Origin of the sequence: Azovibrio sp. (genome assembly GCF_049658005.1) — a bacterium.
Lineage (GTDB): Bacteria > Pseudomonadota > Gammaproteobacteria > Burkholderiales > Rhodocyclaceae > Azovibrio.
Genome location: NZ_JBASOH010000042.1, coordinates 1 through 20,917 on the forward strand (window position 1 = coordinate 1; position 20,917 = coordinate 20,917).

Here is a 20,917-nt window from a genome sequence, read left to right on the forward strand (position 1 = left end):
AGTCGGAGATATTGAACGGCGGATTGGCGAGGATGTAGTCGGCCTTGAGGTCGCGCAGCTCGTCCTTGTGAAAGCTGCCTGTTCCAGCGGATGTCCTTCTCGATGGCGCGCATGGCCTCGTCGATCAATAGACCGATCTCCAGCCGCTTGGCGTTGGCCTGCAGGTGCGACCAGCGCGCTTCCTTGGGCACCCAGAAGATGTTGTCGGCGAGGTACTCGTCCTCGTCCTTATCCTTGGCCTCGTCCTTATCCTTGGCCTCGTCCTTATCCTCGTCCTTATCCTTGGCCTCGTCCTTGGCCTCGTCCTTATCCTCGTCCTTATCCTCGTCCTTATCCTCGTCCGCTGGCGGGTCTTCGGCCCGCAGCGCCTTGTGCTTGGCCTCGAAGGCATCGGAGATGTACTTCAGGAAGATGAGGCCGAGCGCGATGATGCGCATCCACTAAATGTCGTTGGCCGGCCGTTCGTTGGCCTGTGGCTCCTCGTCGACAGAGAACTGGGCAAAGGCTGCAACCTGCGGCATGAGCCGGGGAAAGCAGCGTGCGGATCAGTCCTCCAGGGGCGTCACCGTCACGGCCACTTCCGGTTCATGGCCCCCTCCGCCCAGAATCACCCCGCGCATGGGCGAAACATCGTTGAAGTCCCGCCCCCAGGCCAGGGTAATGTGCTGGGTGTCGGGCAAGAGATTGTTGGTGGGGTCGAAATCCACCCAGTCATGACTGCCCGATTCAGGCGCATAGACTGACACCCAGGCATGGGAGGCATCCGCTCCCACCATTCTGACTCGTCCGGGCGGGGGTTCGGTAAGCAGGTAGCCGCTCATGTAACGGGCGGGAATGCCCTGGGAACGCAGGCAGGCGATCATCAGGTGGGCAAAGTCCTGGCACACGCCCCGCTTTTGCTCCAGCACTTCCAGTACCGGTGTTGCCACCGTGGTGGCTTCAGGGTCGAACTCGAATTCCATGTAAATCTTTTCCATCAGCTGCCGGGCCGATTCGAGCAGCGCCTGCCCGGGAGCAAAGCATTCGGCGGCGTAGGCGGCCAGTTCGTGCTTGACCCGCACATGGGGAGATTCGAACAGGAATTGCTTGGCGGCCAGATCGGCCGGCAAGGGTGGCTCGCTGCGATAGGCGAGACGAGCCACCAGCGCCTCCCGGCTCAGACCCGCCTCCAGGGTTACCGGCAGATGGGGCACCACCTCCACTTCCATTTCAGCCCGTACATGCAAGGTATCGTGAGGTAAATAGAAGGCCAGCCACTCCACCGGATTGCCAAAAGCATCCTCGCCCCGTCGCCGCCAGGAGGGCTCGGGCTCCAGACTCAGACGAAAATCCAGGCAAGTCTGCCAGGGCGAGGCCCGGGGAATCAGATGCAGCATCTGCTGGGACAGGGAAACCGCGCTGCCATAGGTGTAGCGGGTTTCGTGCAGGACGTGGTAACGGGCCATGATCAGATTGCCAGGGTCTGGTGGGTGACCGCATCCACATGGGTGAAGAACCGCATGCCCAGCTGGTCGGAAAGTTCATGAGCGGCCATGGCCAGGCGGGCCAGTTGGTCGGCCAGGGCCGCGCAAGCCGGCTCAGGCGCGGACTGGAACAGGCCCAGATCGAACTGGCTGAACGTTTCTGCTTCCCGGGCCAGGGCTCCGGGGGGAATCTCGCCCAGTTCCTTGCCCAGGCGCTCCAGGTAGCGCAGGATCACCTGAACCTGGAACATCACCGAATGGGGATTGCTCTCGTCGAACACCACCAGATCCAGGGCGGCCAGCAATTCGGGCCGGCGGGAATAACGGGAGCGATAGGTGATGATGCTGTCCGTCAGTTCCAGCAACCATTCCAGCCCTCGTCCTTCCTGGCTGAGGAACTGATGCAAGGTGGCGCCCAGGGTGCGGGACAGGAAACTCAGGCGTTCGATACGCCGGCCCACGACCAGAAAGCGCCAGCCGTTGTCCCGGGTCATGTTGTCCATGGAAAAACCGGTGAGGGAGGATGACACCAGCAGCACCTGGTCCAGAAACGCCAGGGTTTCCCCCAACTCCGAGCTGCGCGCCTTGCCGGATTGCAAGGTGCGCTGCAGCCGGTTGAGGGAGTGCCAGTGATCCACCGAGAGCCGTTCCCGCACATGGGAGGCGGACCAGATCAGGCGGCGGATGGCGGCCGCCAGACTGTCGTCGGCTTCGGAATCGAAAATCGCCTGGGTCAGCCGGGTTTCCACCGGAACACCGGCTGCCGCATCGCCTTCTTTCGCGCCTTCTTTCGCGCCTTTTTCCGCGGCTTTTTCCGCCGCCACGATCCCGGCAAAGACACACAATTCCACCACCGAGGCCAGTTCCGGCGTGGGTTCCCGGCCCGCATCCACCAGGCGGGACAAGGCGACCCGGAGCAGCCGGGCAGTATCATCAAAGCGCTCGGTATAACGGCCGAACCAGAACAGGCTTTCCACTACCCGGGAGGAAAGATTGTTGCCGCTTCTGACCAGATCGGACTTGCCCAGCACCGGTTTCAGCAGGCTGAAGGTGTCCACCACCCCATCGGCCAGCACCCAGGTATCCTTCGATGCCCCGCCGCGCTGCATGGAAATCACCATGGCCTGGGCACTGCCCGCCACCCGGGACAGGCCTCCGGGCATCACCTGATAGCCTCGGGGCGTCGCCACCGCATAGGCCCGCAGACCGACACTGCGGGCCAGCAGGCGGCGCTCGTGATCCCGACTCCAGGTGGGCGCCTGGGACAGATTCACCAGTTCCTGGGCCACATAGGCATGCGGCCTGGCTTCGATGCGGCGGATCATCTCGGCCCGGGCCGCGCCCTGCAGTTCCCGCCCGAAGACGGGCTCGAAACGCTGGGTGGGATAGGCAGGTTTGATCACCAGATCGTCCAGATGCCCGAGGGCAAATTCCTGGGCCGGTTTTTCACCGCACCACCAGGTCGCCACCGAAGGCATGGACAGCGCTTCGCCCAGCAGGCGCCGGGCAATGGCGGGCAGAAAGCCCATCAGGGCGCCGGAGCCCAGCAGACCGCTGCCCAGGGCATTGGCCACCAGCACCCGGCCGGCCCGCACGGCCATCAGCAGGCCGGGAATCCCCAGGGCGGAATCACCGCGCAGTTCCAGGGGATCGCAATAATCGTCGTCCTGGCGGCGCAAGATGGCATGCACCCGCTTCAGGCCGGTCAGGGTCTTCAGATAAACCGTATCGCCGCGCACCGTCAGGTCCTGGCCCTCCACCAGGGGATAGCCCAGATAGCGGGCCAGATAGGCATGTTCGAAATAGGTTTCGTTGTAGGGGCCGGGCGTGAGCAGCACGATGAACGGGCGCTCACCCGGGTCCGCGGGCGACCAGTGTTCCAGACTTTCCTGCTGATCCCGGAAGAAGGAGGCCAGATGCTGTACCTTCATGTCCCGGAACAATTCTGGGAACACCCGGGAGACGATCAAACGGTTTTCCAGGGCATAGCCGGCGCCGGAAGGGGCCTGGGTGCGGTCGGCAATCACCCACCACTGGCCATCCGGAGAACGGGCCAGGTCCACCGCATAGTTGTGCAGGAAGATATCGCCGGGGGGGCGAATGCCCACGCAGGGCCAGAGGAAGCCATGCTGACCATAAACCAGGGCCGGTGGCAGCAAGCCTTCGGCCAGCAAGGTCTGGGGCCCGTACAGGTCGGCCAGAATGGCGTTGAGCAGGCGCGCACGCTGGGCCACGGCCCCGGCCAGCACCTTCCACTCATCGGCCGGCAGAATCAGGGGCAAAGGGTCCAGCGCCCAGGGCCGATCCTCGCCCTGGGGTCCTGCATGGATGTTGTAGGCGACCCCGTTTTCCTGGATGCGCCGGTCAACAAATTCCAGGCGCTGGCGCATGGTGTCGGGTGCTACGGCATCCAGATGCACGAACAGCTTGCGCCAGTGCTCGCGCACCCGGCCGCCATCGTCCAGCATTTCGTCGTAACGGTTGTCAGCGCGGGGATAAATGGCGAGGAGGGTACGGGCCATAGGAGTGGAGGCAGCCGGCAAAGGATTCCGGAGCAGGGTCAGGGGGCGCTGATTCTACCCCGTAAAACCCTGCGCCTGAATCGGCTTCTTGGCTCACGCTCAGGGCCGGCGCAAGTCGAGGGTGAAGGGATGCTCCAGATTGAGCGAAGGCGTGACCGGCTGCCACTTCCCGGGCGTATGCCCAAAGCGGAAGAAACGGGCCAGACGGCGGCTTTCGGCCTCGAAGGCATTGATCGGGAAAGTCTCGAAATTGCGCCCGCCCGGGTGGACCACATGGTACTGGCAACCGCCGAGGGAACGCTGCATCCAGGTATCGACGATATCGAAGGTCAAGGGCCCATGGACGCCGATGGTGGGATGCAGGGCAGAGGCCGGCTGCCAGGCCCGGTAACGCACCCCGGCGACGAACTCACCCACCTTGCCGGTGGGCTGCAGGGGCACGACCACGCCGTTGCAGGTCAGCACGTAACGATCCGGTGCCATGCCGTTCATCTTGACCTGGACCCGCTCGACGGAAGAATCGACATAGCGCACGGTGCTGCCGGCGCCGCCCTCCTCGCCCATCACATGCCAGGGCTCCAGGGCGTGGCGTAGCTCCAGATCCATGCCCTTGACGGCGAAATCGCCGTACTTGGGGAAACGGAATTCCAGATGGGGCGCAAACCATTCGGCCTGGATCGGATAGCCGGCCGCCTGCATTTCTTCCACCACGTCGCCAAAGTCCTGCGCCACGAAGTGCGGCAGCATGAAGCGGTCGTGCAGTTCCGTGCCCCAGCGGGCGAGCCGCGGCGGATCATAAGGCGCCTTCCAGAAGCGAGCCACCAGGGCGCGGAGCAAGAGTTGCTGGGTGAGGCTCATGCGGGCATGCGGCGGCATCTCGAAAGCCCGCAGTTCCAGCAGGCCGAGGCGGCCGGTGGGACCATCGGGGGAATAGAGCTTGTCGATGCAGAATTCGGCGCGGTGGGTATTGCCCGTCACATCGATGAGCAGGTTGCGCAGAATCCGGTCGATCAGCCAGGGTTGCACCTCATGGCCCGGTGCGGGAATCTGGCGAAAGGCGACTTCCAGTTCATAGAGGCTGTCGTTCCTCGCCTCATCCACGCGCGGCGCCTGACTGGTGGGGCCGATGAAGAGGCCCGAGAACAGGTAGGAGAGGCTCGGGTGGTTGTGCCAGTAGGCGATCAGGCTCTTCAAGAGGTCGGGCCGGCGCAGGAAGGGGGAATCGAGGGCAGTCTCGCCGCCCAGGACGAAGTGGTTGCCGCCGCCGGTGCCGGTGTGCCGCCCATCGACCATGAATTTCTCGGTGGTGAGTCGGCTCAGGTGGGCCGCCTCATAGAGATGGGTGGTGCGTTCCACCAGGTCGTCCCAGGAAGGGGCGGGGTGCACATTGACTTCGATCACCCCCGGATCGGGCGTCACCCGGAAGTGGGCAAGACGCGGGTCGGAGGGCGGCTCGTAGCCTTCCAGCACCACCGGCAGCGCGAGTGCCTCGGCGGCCGCTTCGACCGCGGCGACGAGTTCGAGATAGTCTTCAAGCGCTTCGGTGGGCGGCATGAAGAGGTAGAGCTTGCCGTTACGCGGCTCGGCGCACATGGCCCGCCGGGTGATCCAGGCAGCCGACTCCTTGGGCAGGGGCACCCGCCCGCTCCCGGCCTCGCCCAGGGGAGCAGCGCCGGCAGCCGCATCCTTGCCTGGCGCACCGGCAAACTGGCGCCGGATTTCCGCATAGGGCGGCAAGGGCGGGAAAGCCTGGGCCGGGTCGGGCGGATTGATGTAGGGATAGTCGGACGTGCTCGTCCAGGGCAGGGAATCCAGGGGCAGGCGGTAGCCCATGGGGGAATCCCCCGGCACCAGATAGCAGCGCTCGTCGCGCAGGAACCAGGGTCCGGTCTGCCACTGCCCGCCCAAGTTTTTCATGACCGGAAACACATGGCCGACGGCCTTTTGGAGGCCCTGCTCGAAGATGCGGCGCAGGCGCTCCCGCTCCAGGGCGTCATCGAGCCGGGCATCAAAGGGGTCCACATTGACCGGCAGGCGGCGTTCCCGCCACAGGTAATAGAAGACGTCTTCAAAGGTGGGGAACACCTGCGCCGGGTCGAGCCCGAGGTTTTCCGCCACCCGGGCCAGGAACTGCTGGCTGTGCTCCTCGGTCACGCCGTAATCGCGCGTTTCATCGGCATAAAGACCGGGATCACGCCACAAGGGCTCCCCGTCCCGGCGCCAGAAGCAGTTGAGGCTCCAGCGCGGCAGCTGCTCGCCTGGATACCACTTGCCCTGGCCGAAGTGCATCAGGCCCTGGGGCGCGTATTTTTCCCGCAGGCGGTGGAACAGATCGGCCGCCAGGATGCGCTTGTTCGGGCCCATGGCATCGGTGTTCCACTCGGCCCCATCCGGATCATCGACGGAGACAAAGGTGGGTTCGCCCCCCATGGTGAGGCGCACGTCCATGGCCGACAGATCTCCATCCACCCGGTGACCGAGGGCTTCGATCTCGGCCCACTGCGCTTCCGTGTAGGGCTTGGTGACCCGGGGGGCTTCCCAGATACGGGTGACCTGCATGGCGTGGCTGAATTCGCACTCGCACTCGTCCACGGCCCCGGTGATGGGGGCGGCGGAGGAAGGCTCGGGGGTACAGGCCAGGGGAATGTGGCCTTCGCCGGCAAAGAGGCCCGAGGTGGGGTCGAGACCGATCCAGCCAGCGCCGGGCAGATACACCTCGCACCAGGCATGCAGGTCGGTGAAATCGGCTTCGGGACCGGAGGGGCCATCCAGGCTCTTCACGTCGGCGGTGAGCTGGATCAGGTAGCCGGAAACGAAGCGGGCGGCCAGGCCCAGGTGACGCAGCAGCTGCACCAGCAGCCAGGCGGAGTCGCGGCAGGAGCCGGAACCCTTCTCCAGGGTTTCTTCCGGCGTCTGGACGCCGGGCTCGAGCCGGATCGTGTAGGCCACGCTTTCCTGCACCTTCTGGTTCAAGGCCACAAGGAAATCCACGCTGGGCAGAGGCTCGCGCGACACGGAGGCCAGGAAGGCATTGAAGCGGGGGCCACAGTCCTCGGCCGAAGTCAGCAGGTAACGGTAGGGCGCCAGTTCATGGCGCTGCCAGCCTTCATACTGGAAGGGGATCTTCTCGGCATAGGGCTCGAGGAAGAAGTCGAAGGGATTGATGACCGACATTTCCGCGACCAGATCCACCTCCACCTTGAATTCCCGGGTCGGCTCGGGGAATACCAGCCGGGCCAGCCAGTTGGACTGGGGGTCCTGCTGCCAGTTGATGAAGTGCTTGGCCGGCGTGACCTTGAGGCTGTAGGAAAGAATCCGGGTACGGGTGTGGGGACAGGGACGCAGGCGGATCACCTGGGGTCCGAGGTTCACCAGCCTGTCGTAGCGGTAGTGGGTGACGTGATTGAGGGCGACATGGATGGACATGGGAACTCCCTATGACTAAATGACATAAAAATTACTGGAAATCGCTCCGGTCCAGGTTGGGCAGTTCGGCAAAGGCTTGCCGCAGGCTCTGGCCCCATTGGGAATGGATGAGATCGAAGTAGGCGTTGTCCTGGTCGATGACGTGGTGGAACCCCACCTTCAGGGTGTCCCGCTCGTAGATCAGCAGATCCAGGGGCAGGCCCACGGAGAGGTTGGAGCGGATGGTGGAATCCATGGAAATCAGGGCGCACTTGGCCGCCTCGTCAAGGCTGGTCTTGCGGGTCACGACCCGGTCGATGATGGGTTTACCGTACTTCGATTCGCCGATCTGGAAATAGGGCGTTTCCTTGGTGGCTTCGATGAAGTTGCCGGCGGAATAGATCATGAACACCCGCGGTTCCTCGCTCTTGATCTGGCCGCCGAGCACGATGGAGGCGTTGAAGTCGATGCCGAAATCTTCCAGGAACCTGGCGTCCCGGGCGTGGATCTCGCGCAGGCAATCCCCCACATGCCGGGCCGCCTCGAACATGTTCTTCATGGTGTAGAGGTTGGGACCGCGCTTTTGCTCCAGTTTTTCCCGCAGCAGATTGACGACCGACTGGCTGATGGAGAGGTTGCCGGCGGTGAGCAAGACCATCACCCGCTCCCCCTTCTTTTCGAAGAAGTGCATCTTCCTGAAACTGTTGATGTGATCCACCCCGGCATTGGTGCGGGAATCGGACAGGAACACCAGTCCGGCATCGAGCCGCATGGCAACGCAATAGGTCATGCAGCCTCCGCTATCTGGGTGGCAACCGGCACCAGAAAATCACGGCTGATGCCATTGCCCAGATCGTAGATGCGATCCATGAAGTCGGTCAGGTATTCGTGCAAACCATGTTCGAGGATATCCTCGATGCGGACGTAACGGATCTCGCAATAGAGCTGCCCGGCCCGGCGCAGGGTTTCCCCGGACTGGTCATTGGCCACCAGTTCCAGGTTCTTCACCACCCCCTTCAGGCAAAACAGCAGGGAGCGGGGCATGTCCGGCTGCAGGATCAAGAGTTCCGCCACCCGCTCCGGGTTGATCACGGCGCGGTAGGTCTTGCGGTACACCTCGAAGGCGGAGACGGATCGCAGGAGCGCACCCCACTGATAGAAGTCGCTGGTGCCCTCCTCCCCCTTGGGTTTCAGGACGTGGTACTTGACATCCAGGATGCGCGCCGTGTTGTCGGCCCGCTCCAGCAGGGTGCCCAGGCGGATGAAGTGGTAGGCCTCGTCCTGGAGCATGGTGCCGATGGTGACGCCCCGGATCAGGGAAGACTTGATCTTGACCCACTCGAAGAAGTCCCCGGGCCCGTTGGCGGTGAGCTGCTCATAGCTCTGGGCCCGCAGTTCGAGCCAGGTGGAATTGAGGGTTTCCCACATCTCGGCGGTGATGGTGCCGCGCACCGCATGGGCATTTTCCCGGCCCAGGCGCAGGCAGGAATAAAGCGAGGCGGGATTGTCCGGGTCGCTCACCATGAAGCGCAGCACGTTGTCGGCATTGACCTCGCTGTACTTGCGCGCGAAGGTCTCCTCCAGACTGTTCAGGACGATCACGGCATACCAGTTCTGGTTGGCGGCCTCCAGGGACTGGGGCACCATGGACATCTGCCAGGTCACATCCAGCAGGCGGGCAAGATTTTCGGCCCGCTCGACATAGCGGGACATCCAGAACAGGTGGTCGGCGGTACGGCTCAGCATGTTGTTCTCCCTCTATCAGTCTTCCAGCACCCAGGTGTCCTTGGTGCCGCCACCCTGGGATGAATTCACCACCAGGGAACCTTCACGCAGGGCCACCCGGGTCAGGCCGCCGGGCACCATCTGGATGCCGTTGCCCGAGAGCACGAAGGGCCGCAGGTCCAGATGCCGGGGCGCAATGCCACGCTCGACGAAGGTGGGACAGTTGGACAGGGCCAGGGTGGGCTGGGCGATGTAGCCCTCGGGCCTGGCCTTCAGCAACTTGCGGAAGTGCTCGATCTCGTCCCGGGTGGCGGCCGGCCCTACCAGCATGCCGTAGCCCCCGGCTCCATGCACTTCCTTGACCACCAGTTCGGGCAGGTGGGCGAGCACATAGTCCAGGTCCCCGGGCTTCCTGCACATGTAGGTAGGCACGTTGTTGAGGATGGGCTCCTCGCCCAGGTAGAAGCGGATCATTTCCGGCACATAGGGGTAGATCGACTTGTCGTCCGCCACCCCGGTGCCGATGGCGTTCGCCAGGGTCACCCGGCCCGCCTTGCAGGCCCTGAGCAGACCCGGCACCCCGATCATGGAATCCGGGCGGAACGCCTCGGGGTCGAGGAAGTCGTCATCGACCCGGCGGTAGATCACATCGACCCGCTTCGGCCCCTGAGTGGTGCGCATGTAGACCGTGCCGTCCTTGACGAACAGGTCGCGCCCTTCCACCAGTTCCACCCCCATCTGCTGGGCCAGGAAGGTATGCTCGAAATAGGCGCTGTTGTAGGCACCGGGCGTCAGCACCACGCAGGTGGGATCGGAGACGCCCACGGGAGCCACGGCGCGCAGGTTGTCCAGCAGCAGGTCCGGGTAGTGCTGCACCGGCGCCACCTTGTGCCGGGCAAAGAGTTCCGGGAAGAGGCGCATCATCATCTTCCGGTCCTCGATCATGTAGGAGACCCCGGAGGGCACGCGCAGGTTGTCTTCCAGCACGTAGAACTCCCCTGCCCCGGCGCGCACCACATCCACTCCGGCGATGTGGGCGTAGATCTGCCCGGGCACTTCCACGCCTTTCATCTCCGGCCGGTACTGGCCGTTGTTCAGCACCTGCTCGGCGGGAATATGCCCTGCCTCGAGGATTTCCTGATCGTGATAGATGTCGTGCAGGAAGGCATTCAAGGCCTTGACCCGCTGGCGCAGGCCGGCGGCCATGTCACTCCATTCCGCCGCGGGAATGATGCGGGGGATGATGTCGAAGGGGATCAGCCGCTCCTTGCCCGCCTCCTCCCCATAGACGGCGAAGGTGATGCCCACCCGGCGAAAGGCCAGATCGCCTTCGGCGCGCTTCCTGGCTATCCGTTCGGGCGAGGTGGTATCGAGCCATTCCGCATAGCGCCGGTAATGGGGCCGGACACTGCCGTCGGCATCGTACATTTCGTTGTAGTAATAAGCCATGGGCGTTCTCGTTTTCTGAAATCGAACAACAGGACTGCAGCACACACCATGCCAGCCCGATAATCCACTTCTGATTCATGAAGTTGGCAACTCCGGACAAATTCCCGGAAAAAAAAGAACCGGCGGATGCACAAGACGGGTGCAGAACCAAGGGCCTGGCGCACCATGCCCCGGAATAAAAGGGGCAACCGGAAAACCGTCTCGGTCGCGATGCCACGCAAACTCAGTTGCGGATGTAACGGAAATAACTGATCAGGCTGCGCAATCCATCCGCAACCTGGGTCAGATCCTGGGTGCGGTGATGGGCACTTTCCAGGTGCGCCACATTGCCTTCGATGCCATCGAGAATGCGAGCCAGATGGCGGGCGATATCCTCGGTGGACCGGGATTCCGCCGCCGCCGCCTGGGCAATCTGCTGGGCCAGCACACTCATCGCCTCGCCCCGGCTGGCCACCTGAGCCAGCCCTTCATCGGAGCGATCCATGGCCTGATCCGCTTCATCGACCTGGCCCCCCGCCTGCTCCATGGCCGTCAGGGCCTCCTGGGTGACCGACTGAATCTCGGCTACGGTACGGCTGATCTCGCTAGTCTGGCTACTGGTCCGCTCGGCCAGTTTCCTTACGCCATCGGCCACCACGGCAAAGCCCCGCCCGGCCTCGCCGGCCCGGGCCGCCTCGATGGCGGCATTCAGGGCGAGCAGATTGGTCTGCTCGGAAATTTCCCGGATCCCGCGCGAAACGACACCGATCTGGAGGATGGATTCAAACAACTGGCGCATGGTCTGGCTGGCCCGCTGCACGGTATCCACCACCAGGCGCGAAGCCTGGCGCCCTTCCAGCATACGCTTCACCGCGTCCTCCAGGGCCGCCCGCGATTCATTGACGGCGCTAGCCGTATCCTGGGCCCCCGCCGCTACCTGCCTGGCCGCAGTACTCAACTCATCCACCTCGGCGGCGATATGGGAAACGGACTCGGACTGCTGGGTAAACTCGCCATGAATGGTGCCCATCTCCCCTTCCAGGTGGCCGGACCCGCCCTTGATGCGCTGGGCGGCCTCGGCAATTTCCGCCAGCATCACCTTGAGATGGGCCTGCATGGCAATCATGGCATGCGCCATCTGCCCCAGTTCATCACGCCGATGGTTGGGAATGGTATCGGTCAGGTCACCCTGGGCGATATGGTCCATCAGCCGGGTGGCCTGCTCCACCCCCTCCAGGGTCTGGCCCTGCCAGCGCACCAGCAGGAGTCCGGCCAGAATGCCCGACACCCCCAGGCCATGCCCGACCCAGGTGGCGAGCTGGCTGCCCCCCCCGAACAGGCCAAGGAAATTGGAGCAGAGCTGGAGCACCACCAGCAAGATCGCCAGACCGGTCAGCCTGGTACGCAAAGCAAGCCCGGGCGCCCCGGGCTTCGGCAGGGGTTTCCCACTACCATTGAGCTGCGCATAAAGCTGCTCCGCCGCCCTGACCTGGGCTCGGGAGGGGCAAGTGCGGACCGACATGTAACCTATGGTCTGATCATTCTTCCGGACGGGCACCACCAAGGCATCGACCCAGTAATGGTCGCCATTCTTGCAGCGATTCTTGACGATTCCTTGCCACGGCAAACCGGCCTTCACGGTCTCCCAGAGGTTCGCAAAGGTCTGGGGCGGCATGTCCGGATGCCGCACCACATTGTGGCTCTGGCCGATCAACTCCTCCCGCTGGAAGCCACTCACCTCCACAAACGTGTCATTGACGTGCGTCAGCACGCCTTTGAGATCCGTTTTCGAGACAATGTACGCCCCCTTGGGAAAAGGGACTTCGACCTGGGTAACTGGCAAGTTTTTTTTCATGCAACCTTTTCCTGAACTGATCGAAACACATTGTTTCCAGACAATCGCCCAGTGCTTGCACGAATCACGCCAGTAAGAACGGCACCCGCAGGTGCCGTTGCGTGAACCATGGAACGCCTTGTTTTACAGGCGTTCGTAGATGGTGGCGATACCCTGACCGCCGCCGATACACATGGTGGCCATGCCGTAACGGGCACCAGAGCGGTGCATTTCATGAATCAACTTGGTGACGATGACGCCGCCGGTAGCCCCCACCGGATGGCCCAGGGCGATGGCACCGCCATTGACGTTGGTCTTGGCGGGGTTCAGCCCCAGGCCCTTGGCCACGGCCAGGGACTGGGCGGCAAAGGCTTCATTGGATTCGATCACGTCGATCTGGTCCAGGGTCAGTCCGGCCTTTTGCAGGGCCAGCTTGGAAGCGGGGATGGGGCCTTCGCCCATGATGTCGTTGGGCACGCCGGCGATGGCGTAAGACACCAGGCGGGCCATGGGCTTGTAGCCGGCGGCGGTGGCCTTGGCGGCATCGGCCAGCACCAGGAAGGCGGCGGCGTCATTGATGCCGGAAGCGTTGCCGGCGGTGACGGTGCCGTCCTTCTTGAAGGCGGGCTTCATCTTCGCCAAGGACTCCGGGGTGGTGCCGGGCTTCAGGTGCTCGTCGGTATCAAACACCACATCGCCCTTCCTGGTCTGGAAGGTGATGGGCACGATCTGGCCCTTGAAGCGCCCTTCGGCCTGGGCGGCAGCGGCACGCTTCTGGGATTCCAAAGCGAAGGCATCCTGCTCCTCGCGGCTGATGCCCCACTTGATCGCCAGATTCTCGGCGGTGATGCCCATGTGGCCAACGCCGAAGGGGTCGGTCAGCACGGAGACCATGGCGTCGATGGCCTTGGTGTCGCCCATGCGGGCACCGGCGCGCAGGGCGGGCAGCAGGTAGGCGCCGCGGGACATGACTTCGACGCCGCCGGCCAGGGCGAAATCGGCATCACCCAGCATGATGGCATGGGCGGACGAAACGATGGCCTGCATGGCGGAGCCGCACAGACGGTTCACCGCAAACGCGACGGACTCCATGCTCATGCCGCCCTGGATGGTGGCGACACGGGCCACATAGGGATAACGGGATTCGGTAGGGATGCAGTTGCCAACGGTGGCAAAGGTTACTTGCTTGGGATCGACGCCAGCCCGGGCGATGGCTTCCTTGACGACCACCCCGCCCAGTTCGGCGGGCTCCATATCCTTCAGGGAACCGTTGAAGGTACCCACAGCAGAACGAACAGCACTCAAAACAACGATATCTTTACTCATGCACATCTCCTCGTCTAGAAATCTTCAGCCCACCAGGCTGGCAAGCCCAAGCAAAAACAACATCATCAACCATAACACAATTGCGCGCCAGACCAGGCCGACCGCGCTTTGCATGAAATCCGCATCAGCCGCTTCACCAACGCCCAGTTCGCCGCTTTCGGCCAGGGCATCGGTCTCACTGCTGGGGACCCCGAGACGTACACCCAGGGCACCCGCCCCGCTGGAGAGCACGATGCCCAGTTCCGGGTCATCCCACTGGGTCGCCTGGCTGCGCCAGCAATACACGGCATCTTCAAAATTCCCCACTACCGCAAAGGCCGCTGCGGTAAGCCGTACTGGCAACCAGTCCACGATAACAAAGATTTGTTGCGGAAATTTTCCAAAGGAATCTTCTGGCCCCCGTTGCCGCCAATGCGTCGCCAGCAGATGCGCCAGCCGGTAGAGCAAGGCCCCCAGCGGGCCGGGCAGCAGCACGAACCAGAGCAGGATGGCAAATACATGACGGTGGGAAGCGGCCAGGGCGGCCTCGATGGAGATCCGGGCAATATCGCCGGGACTACAGCGGGAAACCGGCTGCCCTTGCCATTCTGCCAGCAGTTCCCGGGCCCGCTCCACATCCCCCAGACGCAGCGCCAGTTGAATATCGGTATAAAAATGACTGAACTGGCGAAAGCCCATGGTCAGGTACAACACCGCCACATTGAGGCCCCAGGCCAGGAGGGGATGAACACGGTAGAGCAGGAAATAAAGCCCCCCCACGAGCAGCAACGGGGGCAGCACGGCCAGACACCAGACGAGCATGCCCTGCCGGTAACTGCCGGCATTGAAGCGCCGTTCGAGGAAATCCGCCCAGGCCAGAAAAGGGTCCGCCACCCAGCGCGAGTAATCGAGGGGGCGCAACTGCTCCAGGAGAAAGACCGTGATGAGGGAAAAAAGGCTCATCTGGAAAACTCAGCCCTGCGGGCTCCAAATTGGTGCATTAAAATCACATCATAACGCCAGCCGGGCTGAGCTCATAGACCATGCAGGCGTCGATAAAGGGAAAGGATCATTCCAGCGGTGGCCCCCCAGATGAAATGATCGCCGTAGGGCATCGCCGTATATTCGCGCAGGGCACCCCGGTAGTACAACTTTTCCTGGCGGTGGTTGCCGGGGTCCAGGAGAAAATCCAGGGGGACCTCGAACACCTCCGCCACCTCGAAATCATCCAGGCTCAGATCAAAGGGCGGCTCCAGCAGGGCGACGACCGGAAAGACCTTGAATCCCGTCCCGGTCCGGTAGGGGGGCAGATAACCCAGGACCCGGGGCAGATGCGCAGCCAGACCGATTTCTTCCTCAGCTTCGCGCAGGGCCGCATGCACAGGCGAGGCATCATCGAGTTCCATGCGCCCGCCGGGAAAACTGATCTGGCCCGGGTGATCGCGCAGATGGTCGGTGCGCCGGGTCAGCAGCATCTGGTAGCCCTCGGGCCGATGCACCAGGGGCACCAGCACGGCAGCGGGCGTCAGGTTTTCCTCCCCGGCCCCCTGATCCCCTTCGGCCGGTGCCCCCTCTGGACTGGCCAGCAGGCGCGACTCGAGCTGCTGCAGATCCATCCGGCCTCAGGCCTCGTCCAGCGCTTTGGATTCGGTATGCGCATGCACCGCCGTCAGGGCATCCTGGAGGGTTTCATCGGTCAAGGCGTTCAGGGCGGTGGCCACCAGATCGGCAGATTCCAGAGCCCCCGCCGGCAACTGGCGGGAATCCAGGCTGGCAATCAGGGCGGCGGCGGCTCCGGTGACCCGCAACAGCAGTTGCCGCTCTCCCATGAACAATTCCAGTTCCCGACGCAGCATGGCATTTTCCTGTTGATAAGGCATTTCTCTCTCCTCGTATCATCAAAAGCGCTTCTTCAGGGTCAGTTTATCCCCTTCCCGCTGCATGTCGGTGCGATTCAGAAAACTCATGCCGAGCAGGGCAAAAGGCATGTCCTGGGCATGCACCACCCCCTCCACATTGTGCACGACGATGTCACCGACCTTGACCGTCGTGAGCTTGACCCGCTGCACCACCGTCTGGCCGTTGGCGGTCTGTGATATTCCCCGCTCCGCCTTGCTCATATCGAGCCCCAGACGCCTGGCATCACTGGCCCCGAGCGAGATGGCCGTAGCCCCGGTATCGACCAGGAAGCGGATGGAAACCCCGTTGATCGAGCCGGTGGTCTGGAAATGGCCCTGGCCATCGGCCGTCAGCACCACCGGCGCATTGCCGCTGGAGGCTTCTCCCACCGCATTCTGGCCGACGCGCAGGCTGCGGCGCTTGCCGTCGATGTCCACCTGCACGCCATCCCCCTGGACAGCCAGCAGGCGAATTCCGCCATATTCCTGCCCCACGGACAAAATCCGGGGCGAGCCGCCATCGATCACCAGAATGGCCTTGCCACCCAGAATGCCGGCCAGCCCCACATTGACGGCGTGGGCGCCCCCTGCCCAGAAAGCCAGGGGCGCGATTAGGCAAGCTTGCAGGCAGCCTCTAAAATAGCCGCCATTCATTCTCAGGAAAATCTTCCCCATGCGTCCCGTTGCCATCTTTCGCCACTCCCCCACTGAAGGTCCGGGTTATTTTGCCATATTCCTGGAAACCCACCGGATCCCCTGGACCCTGATCGCCCTGGACGAAGGCGCCCCGGTTCCCGAGGCCGCCGATGCCTATTCCGGCCTCTGTTTCATGGGCGGGCCAATGAGCGTGAATGACGACCTGCCCTGGATTGCCCCCGTCTGCACCCTGATCCGCGCTGCCGTCGCCAAGGACATCCCGGTGCTGGGACATTGCCTGGGAGGCCAGTTGCTGAGTAAGGCCCTGGGCGGCGAGGTGCGCCAGAATCCGGTCAAGGAAATCGGCTGGAGCCAGGTCACAGCCGGCAGCGATGCCCTCAGCCGCCACTGGCTGGGCGACTTCGCCGGCCAGGACCTGACCGTGTTCGAGTGGCACGGAGAAACCTTCAGCCTCCCCGCGGGGGCCAGCCGCCTCGCCGGCAACGACCACTGCGCCAACCAGATGTTCGCCCTCGGGCCTCACCTGGGCATGCAGTGCCACACGGAAATGCTGCCCGAGATGATCGCCTGCTGGTGCGAGCAATGGGCCGAGGAAGCCGCCGCCGTGGCCCACCTCGCCTCGGTGCAAAGCCCCGCGGCCATGCGCGCGGGCATTCCCGAGCGCCTGCCGGCGATGCGGCGGCTGGCGGATCAGCTTTACGGGGTATGGATCACAGGGCTGAGGCGCTGAGGTTCCGAAATTCCGCATCCTGATTCTGCTGTTCATCCTGCTGTTCATCCTGCTGTTCATCCTGCTGTTCATCCTGGCAGCGGTCGGCCTCTTACGGGCTATGGATCCAGGGCGCCCATGACCGGACCTCCAGTTGGGAACGCACCGTCCCTATCGGCATTTATCCCGTTGCGGCCGAGGCCTCGCCGGCCACCGCCAACATCTGAACAGCCTCGATCCGCATGCAATCGGGCTGCTGGCCACCCAAAAACAGGCAACCCCGGGAGCGGCACCCGGGGCTTGCGGCAAGTGCCGCTCAGTCCCGGTAATTGCCGTCCTTGATGGGGAAATCGGTGATCTGGCTGCGCACCAGGGCAATGGCTTCGCGCAGTTCGTCGATCTTCTTGCCGCTCACCCGCACCGCATCGCCCTGGATGGAGGCCTGGGCCTTGAGCTTGGCATCCTTGATCAGCTTGACGATCTTCTTGGCCAGATCGCTGTCGATGCCGTCGCGGATCTTCAGCTCCTGCTTCACCTTGTTGCCGGAAACGCTCTGGATCTTCTGGACGTCGAGCCGCTTGACACTGTCCTTTTCCTTCTTTTCCATGGCGGGAAAGAGCAGGTCCTTGATCTGGTCGAGCTGGAACTCGGAATCCCCGTACAGGGTGATGATCTTGGTCTTCTCATCGATCTCGACCTTGGCGCTCGTGCCCTTGAAATCGTAACGGTTTTCGATCTGGCGCGCCGCCACATCGACGGCATTCTTCAGGGCCACCATGTCGGCTTCGGAAGTGAAGTCAAAGGAAGGCATGGACAATCTCCAATCTCGGTTCGTGCAAAAGTTGCAAAAAATCTTTGCCTGATTGCGTGAAAAGGGCGGCCGCGGCATGACACCGGACCGCCCTGGCTTGCGGCTGCGGCTCAGCCGAAATAGCAGACGTAGTGGTAGGGCTCGCCCGTCACTTCGATGTCGAAGCTGGAATTGCCCGGCACCTGGAAAGACTCGCCGGGGCCGGAGGTCTTCCATTCCTGCTCGCCCTTGAGGCGGTAGCGGCAGGAACCGGCGACGGTCTCCATCACTTCCGGCGCGCCGGTGTTGAAGGTCAGGCTGGCGGGCAGGATCACGCCCACGGTCTTCCTCGATCCATCCGGGAAGATCACGGTGTGGCTGACGCACTTGCCATCGAAATAGACATTGGCCTCTTTGAGCACGGCAACATGGTCGAACTGCGACATCAGATACCCCAAACTTTCTCGATGATGGATTTGGCGATGAAGCCCACCATGCCGAAGGCCAGCACGAAGAACAGGACGAAGGTCCCGGTCTTGCCCGCCTTCGACTTCCAGGCAATCTCGCCGATGATGAACAGCATGAACAAGATGAAGGCGCCGATGCCCCAGGTGGACCCGAAGTGGGCCAGCTGCTCCTCGGTAAACCCGAACAGGGTGTGCTCCATGCCTTAGGCCTTGCGATTCTGCAGATTGGCGGCGATGCGCAGGCGCAGGGCGTTGAGCTTGATGAAGCCGCCCGCATCCTTCTGGTCGTAGGCGCCGGCATCGTCCTCGAAGGTGGCGATGCTGGAGTCGAACAGGGAATCGGTCCTGGAATCCCGCCCGACGACCATGGCGCTGCCCTTGTAGAGCTTCATGCGCACGCTGCCATTGACGTTCTGCTGGGTGTGGTCGATCAGGGTCTGCAGGGCTTTACGCTCCGGTGCCCACCAGTAGCCGTTGTAGATCAGGCTGGCGTAGCGGGGCATCAGGTCGTCCTTCAAGTGGGCGACTTCCCGGTCCAGGGTGATGGATTCGATGGCGCGGTGGGCCTTGAGCAAAATCGTGCCGCCCGGGGTTTCGTAGCAGCCGCGCGACTTCATGCCGACATAGCGGTTTTCCACCAGGTCGAGGCGGCCGATGCCATGCTTGCCGCCCAGCTCGTTCAACTTGGCGAGCAGTTCATGCGGCGGCATCTTCTCACCGTTGATGGCGGCGAGGTCACCCCGGACGAATTCCAGATCCAGGTATTCGGCGGCATCGGGGGCCCGCTCCGGGGCGACGGTCCAGCGCCACATCTCTTCTTCGGCCTCGGCGGCGGGATCTTCCAGGTGGCGGCCTTCGTAGGAGATGTGCAGCAGGTTGGCGTCCATGGAATAGGGCGAGCCGCCCTGCTTGTGCTTCATTTCCACGGGGATGCCGTGTTGCTCGGCATAGGCCAGCAGCTTTTCCCGGGACAGGAGGTCCCACTCGCGCCAGGGGGCAATGACCTTGACGCCAGGCTTCAAGGCATAGGCGCCCAGCTCGAAGCGCACCTGGTCGTTGCCCTTGCCGGTGGCACCGTGGGCGATGGCATCGGCGCCGGTCAGGTTGGCGATCTCGATCAGGCGCTTGGCGATCAGGGGCCGGGCGATGGAAGTACCAAGCAGGTATTCGCCCTCATAGACGGTGTTGGCGCGGAACATGGGGAAGACGAAGTCGCGCACGAATTCCTCGCGCAGGTCGTCGATGAAGATGTTTGCGGGCTTGATGCCAAATTGCAGGGCCTTGGCGCGGGCCGGTTCGAGCTCCTCGCCCTGGCCCAGGTCGGCGGTGAAGGTCACCACTTCGCACTGGTAGGTGTCTTGCAGCCACTTCAGGATCACGGAGGTATCGAGCCCTCCGGAATAGGCGAGGACGACTTTCTTGATAGTGCTCATCTTGCTTACCTTTTCAGTTTTCAATCCTGCCTAGCAGCAGGAATTCCATCAATGCCTTTTGCACATGCAGACGGTTTTCGGCTTCCTCCCACACCACGGAGTGCGGCCCGTCGATCACTTCGGCGGTGACTTCCTCGCCCCGGTGGGCGGGCAGGCAGTGCATGAACAGGGCATCCGGGGCGGCCACCCGCATCATGTCCCCATCCACGCACCAGTCGGCAAAGGCCTTCATGCGCGCTTCGTTCTCGGCTTCGTAGCCCATGGAGGTCCACACGTCGGTAGTCACCAGATCGGCGCCCTGACAGGCTGCCATGGGATCGGCAAAGGACTCGAAATGGCCGGTACCGTAAAGGCCGGCCTGTTCCGGCTCAATCTCGTAACCCGGGGGCGTGGACACATGGACGTTGAAGTCCAGGACCTCGGCCGCCTGCAGCCAGGTGTTGCACATGTTGTTGGAGTCCCCCACCCAGGCCACGGTCTTGCCCTGGATGGAACCCCGGTGCTCGATGAAGGTATAGATGTCGGCCAGGATCTGGCAGGGATGGTATTCGTTGGTCAGGCCGTTGATGACGGGGACCCGGGAATTGGCGGCAAAGCGCTCGATGATGGCCTGCTCGAAGGTGCGGATCATGACGACGTCGCTCATGCGGGAAATCACCTGGGCGGCGTCTTCCACCGGCTCGCCCCGGCCGAGCTGGGAATCGCGGGTGTTCAGATAGATGGCGGAGCCGCCCAGCTGATGCATGCCGGCCTCGAACGAAAGCCGGGTGCGGGTGCTGGCCTTCTCGAAGATCATCACCAGGGTGCGATCAAAGAGCGGGTGGTAGGGCTCGTAACGCTTGAACTTGTCCTTGATCCAGCGGGTGCGCTCGAACAGGTAGTCGAATTCTTCCCGGGAAAAGTCCTTGAACTGGAGGAAATGGCGCAGATCCATGCTCACCCCTCGAGGAAGTTGCGCACCAGGGGCGCGAGTTTGTCCACCAGCTCGCGCACCTCGGCCTCGCCGAAGATCAGGGCGGGCAACAGGCGGATCACCTTGTCGTGGGTGACGTTGATGAGTAGGCCCGCGGCCAGGGCCTGGCCCACCAGGGCGCCGCAGGGACGGTCGAGTTCGATGCCCAGCATCAGCCCCTTGCCGCGGAATTCCACCACCCCCGGCACATCCTTCAGGGCGGCGCCCAGTTCGGCGCGGATCAGGGCGCCGATCCGCGCGGCATTGGCGAGGAGGCCTTCGGCCTCGATCAGTTCGATGGTTTTCAGGGCGGCGGTACAGGCCAGGGG

The 20,917-nt window shown here is 63.2% G+C and carries 20 protein-coding genes; 1 reads left to right on the forward strand and 19 read right to left on the reverse strand.

Annotated features, from left to right (window positions below; all coding sequences use genetic code 11):
* The 13 genes from WBH99_RS04585 to WBH99_RS04645 form a co-directional block, all read right to left on the reverse strand.
* Window positions 1-437, reverse strand: a 437-nt coding sequence (locus WBH99_RS04585) for a type I restriction-modification system subunit M N-terminal domain-containing protein (protein WP_424218933.1), incomplete at its 3' end; no start/stop codon positions are given.
* 108 nt (window positions 438-545) lie between these two features.
* The gene (locus WBH99_RS04590; protein WP_424218934.1) at window positions 546-1,445 is read right to left on the reverse strand and encodes a transglutaminase family protein; all 900 of its coding nucleotides are present in this window, start codon (window positions 1,443-1,445) and stop codon (window positions 546-548) included.
* 2 nt (window positions 1,446-1,447) lie between these two features.
* Window positions 1,448-3,985, reverse strand: a complete 2,538-nt coding sequence (locus WBH99_RS04595) for a circularly permuted type 2 ATP-grasp protein (RefSeq protein WP_424218935.1) — start codon at window positions 3,983-3,985, stop codon at window positions 1,448-1,450.
* Window positions 3,986-4,084: 99 nt separating this feature from the next.
* Window positions 4,085-7,411: a DUF2126 domain-containing protein gene (locus tag WBH99_RS04600; protein WP_424218936.1), complete on the reverse strand. Its 3,327-nt coding sequence runs from the start codon at window positions 7,409-7,411 to the stop codon at window positions 4,085-4,087.
* 31 nt (window positions 7,412-7,442) lie between these two features.
* Window positions 7,443-8,180: a peptidase gene (locus tag WBH99_RS04605; protein WP_424218937.1), complete on the reverse strand. Its 738-nt coding sequence runs from the start codon at window positions 8,178-8,180 to the stop codon at window positions 7,443-7,445.
* Window positions 8,177-9,136: an alpha-E domain-containing protein gene (locus tag WBH99_RS04610; protein ID WP_424218938.1), complete on the reverse strand. Its 960-nt coding sequence runs from the start codon at window positions 9,134-9,136 to the stop codon at window positions 8,177-8,179. The genes WBH99_RS04605 and WBH99_RS04610 overlap by 4 nt, the downstream gene beginning before the upstream one ends.
* 15 nt (window positions 9,137-9,151) lie before the next feature.
* Window positions 9,152-10,564, reverse strand: coding sequence for a circularly permuted type 2 ATP-grasp protein (locus WBH99_RS04615; protein ID WP_424218939.1), 1,413 nt, complete (start codon window positions 10,562-10,564; stop codon window positions 9,152-9,154).
* Between the two features lie 223 nt (window positions 10,565-10,787).
* Window positions 10,788-12,398 (reverse strand): methyl-accepting chemotaxis protein, encoded by a 1,611-nt coding sequence (locus WBH99_RS04620; protein WP_424218940.1) that lies wholly within the window; start codon window positions 12,396-12,398, stop codon window positions 10,788-10,790.
* A 123-nt stretch (window positions 12,399-12,521) separates the two neighbouring features.
* A complete protein-coding gene (locus WBH99_RS04625) occupies window positions 12,522-13,703 on the reverse strand; it encodes an acetyl-CoA C-acyltransferase family protein (RefSeq protein ID WP_424218941.1) in 1,182 nt (393 codons plus the stop codon).
* Between the two features lie 24 nt (window positions 13,704-13,727).
* Complete coding sequence (locus WBH99_RS04630) at window positions 13,728-14,645, reverse strand: CobD/CbiB family protein (RefSeq protein ID WP_424218942.1); 918 nt, start codon at window positions 14,643-14,645, stop codon at window positions 13,728-13,730.
* Between the two features lie 71 nt (window positions 14,646-14,716).
* Window positions 14,717-15,298 (reverse strand): CoA pyrophosphatase, encoded by a 582-nt coding sequence (locus tag WBH99_RS04635; protein WP_424218943.1) that lies wholly within the window; start codon window positions 15,296-15,298, stop codon window positions 14,717-14,719.
* A gap of 6 nt (window positions 15,299-15,304) precedes the next feature.
* Complete coding sequence (locus WBH99_RS04640) at window positions 15,305-15,562, reverse strand: hypothetical protein (protein ID WP_424218944.1); 258 nt, start codon at window positions 15,560-15,562, stop codon at window positions 15,305-15,307.
* An 18-nt stretch (window positions 15,563-15,580) separates the two neighbouring features.
* Window positions 15,581-16,234: a retropepsin-like aspartic protease family protein gene (locus tag WBH99_RS04645; RefSeq protein WP_424218945.1), complete on the reverse strand. Its 654-nt coding sequence runs from the start codon at window positions 16,232-16,234 to the stop codon at window positions 15,581-15,583.
* A 19-nt stretch (window positions 16,235-16,253) separates the two neighbouring features.
* Here WBH99_RS04645 and WBH99_RS04650 point away from each other — a divergent pair, with 19 nt between their 5' ends.
* The gene (locus WBH99_RS04650; RefSeq protein WP_424218946.1) at window positions 16,254-16,967 is read left to right on the forward strand and encodes a type 1 glutamine amidotransferase; all 714 of its coding nucleotides are present in this window, start codon (window positions 16,254-16,256) and stop codon (window positions 16,965-16,967) included.
* Between the two features lie 295 nt (window positions 16,968-17,262).
* On the opposite strand, the gene WBH99_RS04655 is transcribed toward WBH99_RS04650, so the two are convergent.
* From WBH99_RS04655 to WBH99_RS04680, 6 genes are all read right to left on the reverse strand, one after another.
* A complete protein-coding gene (locus WBH99_RS04655; RefSeq protein ID WP_424218947.1) occupies window positions 17,263-17,757 on the reverse strand; it encodes a YajQ family cyclic di-GMP-binding protein in 495 nt (164 codons plus the stop codon).
* Between the two features lie 110 nt (window positions 17,758-17,867).
* Window positions 17,868-18,182 carry a pyrimidine/purine nucleoside phosphorylase gene (locus WBH99_RS04660; RefSeq protein WP_424218948.1) on the reverse strand — a complete coding sequence of 105 codons (315 nt, stop codon included), beginning with the start codon at window positions 18,180-18,182 and terminating at the stop codon, window positions 17,868-17,870.
* Complete coding sequence (locus tag WBH99_RS04665) at window positions 18,182-18,403, reverse strand: DUF2788 domain-containing protein (RefSeq protein ID WP_424218949.1); 222 nt, start codon at window positions 18,401-18,403, stop codon at window positions 18,182-18,184. The genes WBH99_RS04660 and WBH99_RS04665 overlap by 1 nt, the downstream gene beginning before the upstream one ends.
* Before the next feature lie 3 nt (window positions 18,404-18,406).
* Window positions 18,407-19,636, reverse strand: a complete 1,230-nt coding sequence (locus WBH99_RS04670) for an argininosuccinate synthase (protein WP_424218950.1) — start codon at window positions 19,634-19,636, stop codon at window positions 18,407-18,409.
* A gap of 13 nt (window positions 19,637-19,649) precedes the next feature.
* On the reverse strand, window positions 19,650-20,570 hold the full coding sequence (argF, locus tag WBH99_RS04675; protein WP_424218951.1) for an ornithine carbamoyltransferase: 921 nt from the start codon (window positions 20,568-20,570) through the stop codon (window positions 19,650-19,652).
* A 2-nt stretch (window positions 20,571-20,572) separates the two neighbouring features.
* On the reverse strand, window positions 20,573-20,917 hold a 345-nt coding region (locus WBH99_RS04680), incomplete at its 5' end, for an aminotransferase class III-fold pyridoxal phosphate-dependent enzyme (RefSeq protein WP_424218952.1).

Bases quoted from the DNA above. Each gene is read 5' to 3' on its own strand.
- WBH99_RS04590 (WP_424218934.1), bottom strand. From the start codon at position 1,445: ATGGCCCGTTACCACGTCCTGCACGAAACCCGCTACACCTATGGCAGC.
- WBH99_RS04595 (WP_424218935.1), bottom strand. From the start codon at position 3,985: ATGGCCCGTACCCTCCTCGCCATTTATCCCCGCGCTGACAACCGTTAC.
- WBH99_RS04650 (WP_424218946.1), top strand. From the start codon at position 16,254: ATGCGTCCCGTTGCCATCTTTCGCCACTCCCCCACTGAAGGTCCGGGT.
- WBH99_RS04640 (WP_424218944.1), bottom strand. From the start codon at position 15,562: ATGCCTTATCAACAGGAAAATGCCATGCTGCGTCGGGAACTGGAATTG.
- WBH99_RS04615 (WP_424218939.1), bottom strand. From the start codon at position 10,564: ATGGCTTATTACTACAACGAAATGTACGATGCCGACGGCAGTGTCCGG.
- WBH99_RS04655 (WP_424218947.1), bottom strand. From the start codon at position 17,757: ATGCCTTCCTTTGACTTCACTTCCGAAGCCGACATGGTGGCCCTGAAG.
- WBH99_RS04630 (WP_424218942.1), bottom strand. From the start codon at position 14,645: ATGAGCCTTTTTTCCCTCATCACGGTCTTTCTCCTGGAGCAGTTGCGC.
- argF (WP_424218951.1), bottom strand. From the start codon at position 20,570: ATGGATCTGCGCCATTTCCTCCAGTTCAAGGACTTTTCCCGGGAAGAA.
- WBH99_RS04625 (WP_424218941.1), bottom strand. From the start codon at position 13,703: ATGAGTAAAGATATCGTTGTTTTGAGTGCTGTTCGTTCTGCTGTGGGT.
- WBH99_RS04635 (WP_424218943.1), bottom strand. From the start codon at position 15,298: ATGGATCTGCAGCAGCTCGAGTCGCGCCTGCTGGCCAGTCCAGAGGGG.
- WBH99_RS04600 (WP_424218936.1), bottom strand. From the start codon at position 7,411: ATGTCCATCCATGTCGCCCTCAATCACGTCACCCACTACCGCTACGAC.
- WBH99_RS04620 (WP_424218940.1), bottom strand. From the start codon at position 12,398: ATGAAAAAAAACTTGCCAGTTACCCAGGTCGAAGTCCCTTTTCCCAAG.
- WBH99_RS04670 (WP_424218950.1), bottom strand. From the start codon at position 19,636: ATGAGCACTATCAAGAAAGTCGTCCTCGCCTATTCCGGAGGGCTCGAT.
- WBH99_RS04645 (WP_424218945.1), bottom strand. From the start codon at position 16,234: ATGAATGGCGGCTATTTTAGAGGCTGCCTGCAAGCTTGCCTAATCGCG.
- WBH99_RS04610 (WP_424218938.1), bottom strand. From the start codon at position 9,136: ATGCTGAGCCGTACCGCCGACCACCTGTTCTGGATGTCCCGCTATGTC.
- WBH99_RS04605 (WP_424218937.1), bottom strand. From the start codon at position 8,180: ATGACCTATTGCGTTGCCATGCGGCTCGATGCCGGACTGGTGTTCCTG.
- WBH99_RS04660 (WP_424218948.1), bottom strand. From the start codon at position 18,182: ATGTCGCAGTTCGACCATGTTGCCGTGCTCAAAGAGGCCAATGTCTAT.
- WBH99_RS04665 (WP_424218949.1), bottom strand. From the start codon at position 18,403: ATGGAGCACACCCTGTTCGGGTTTACCGAGGAGCAGCTGGCCCACTTC.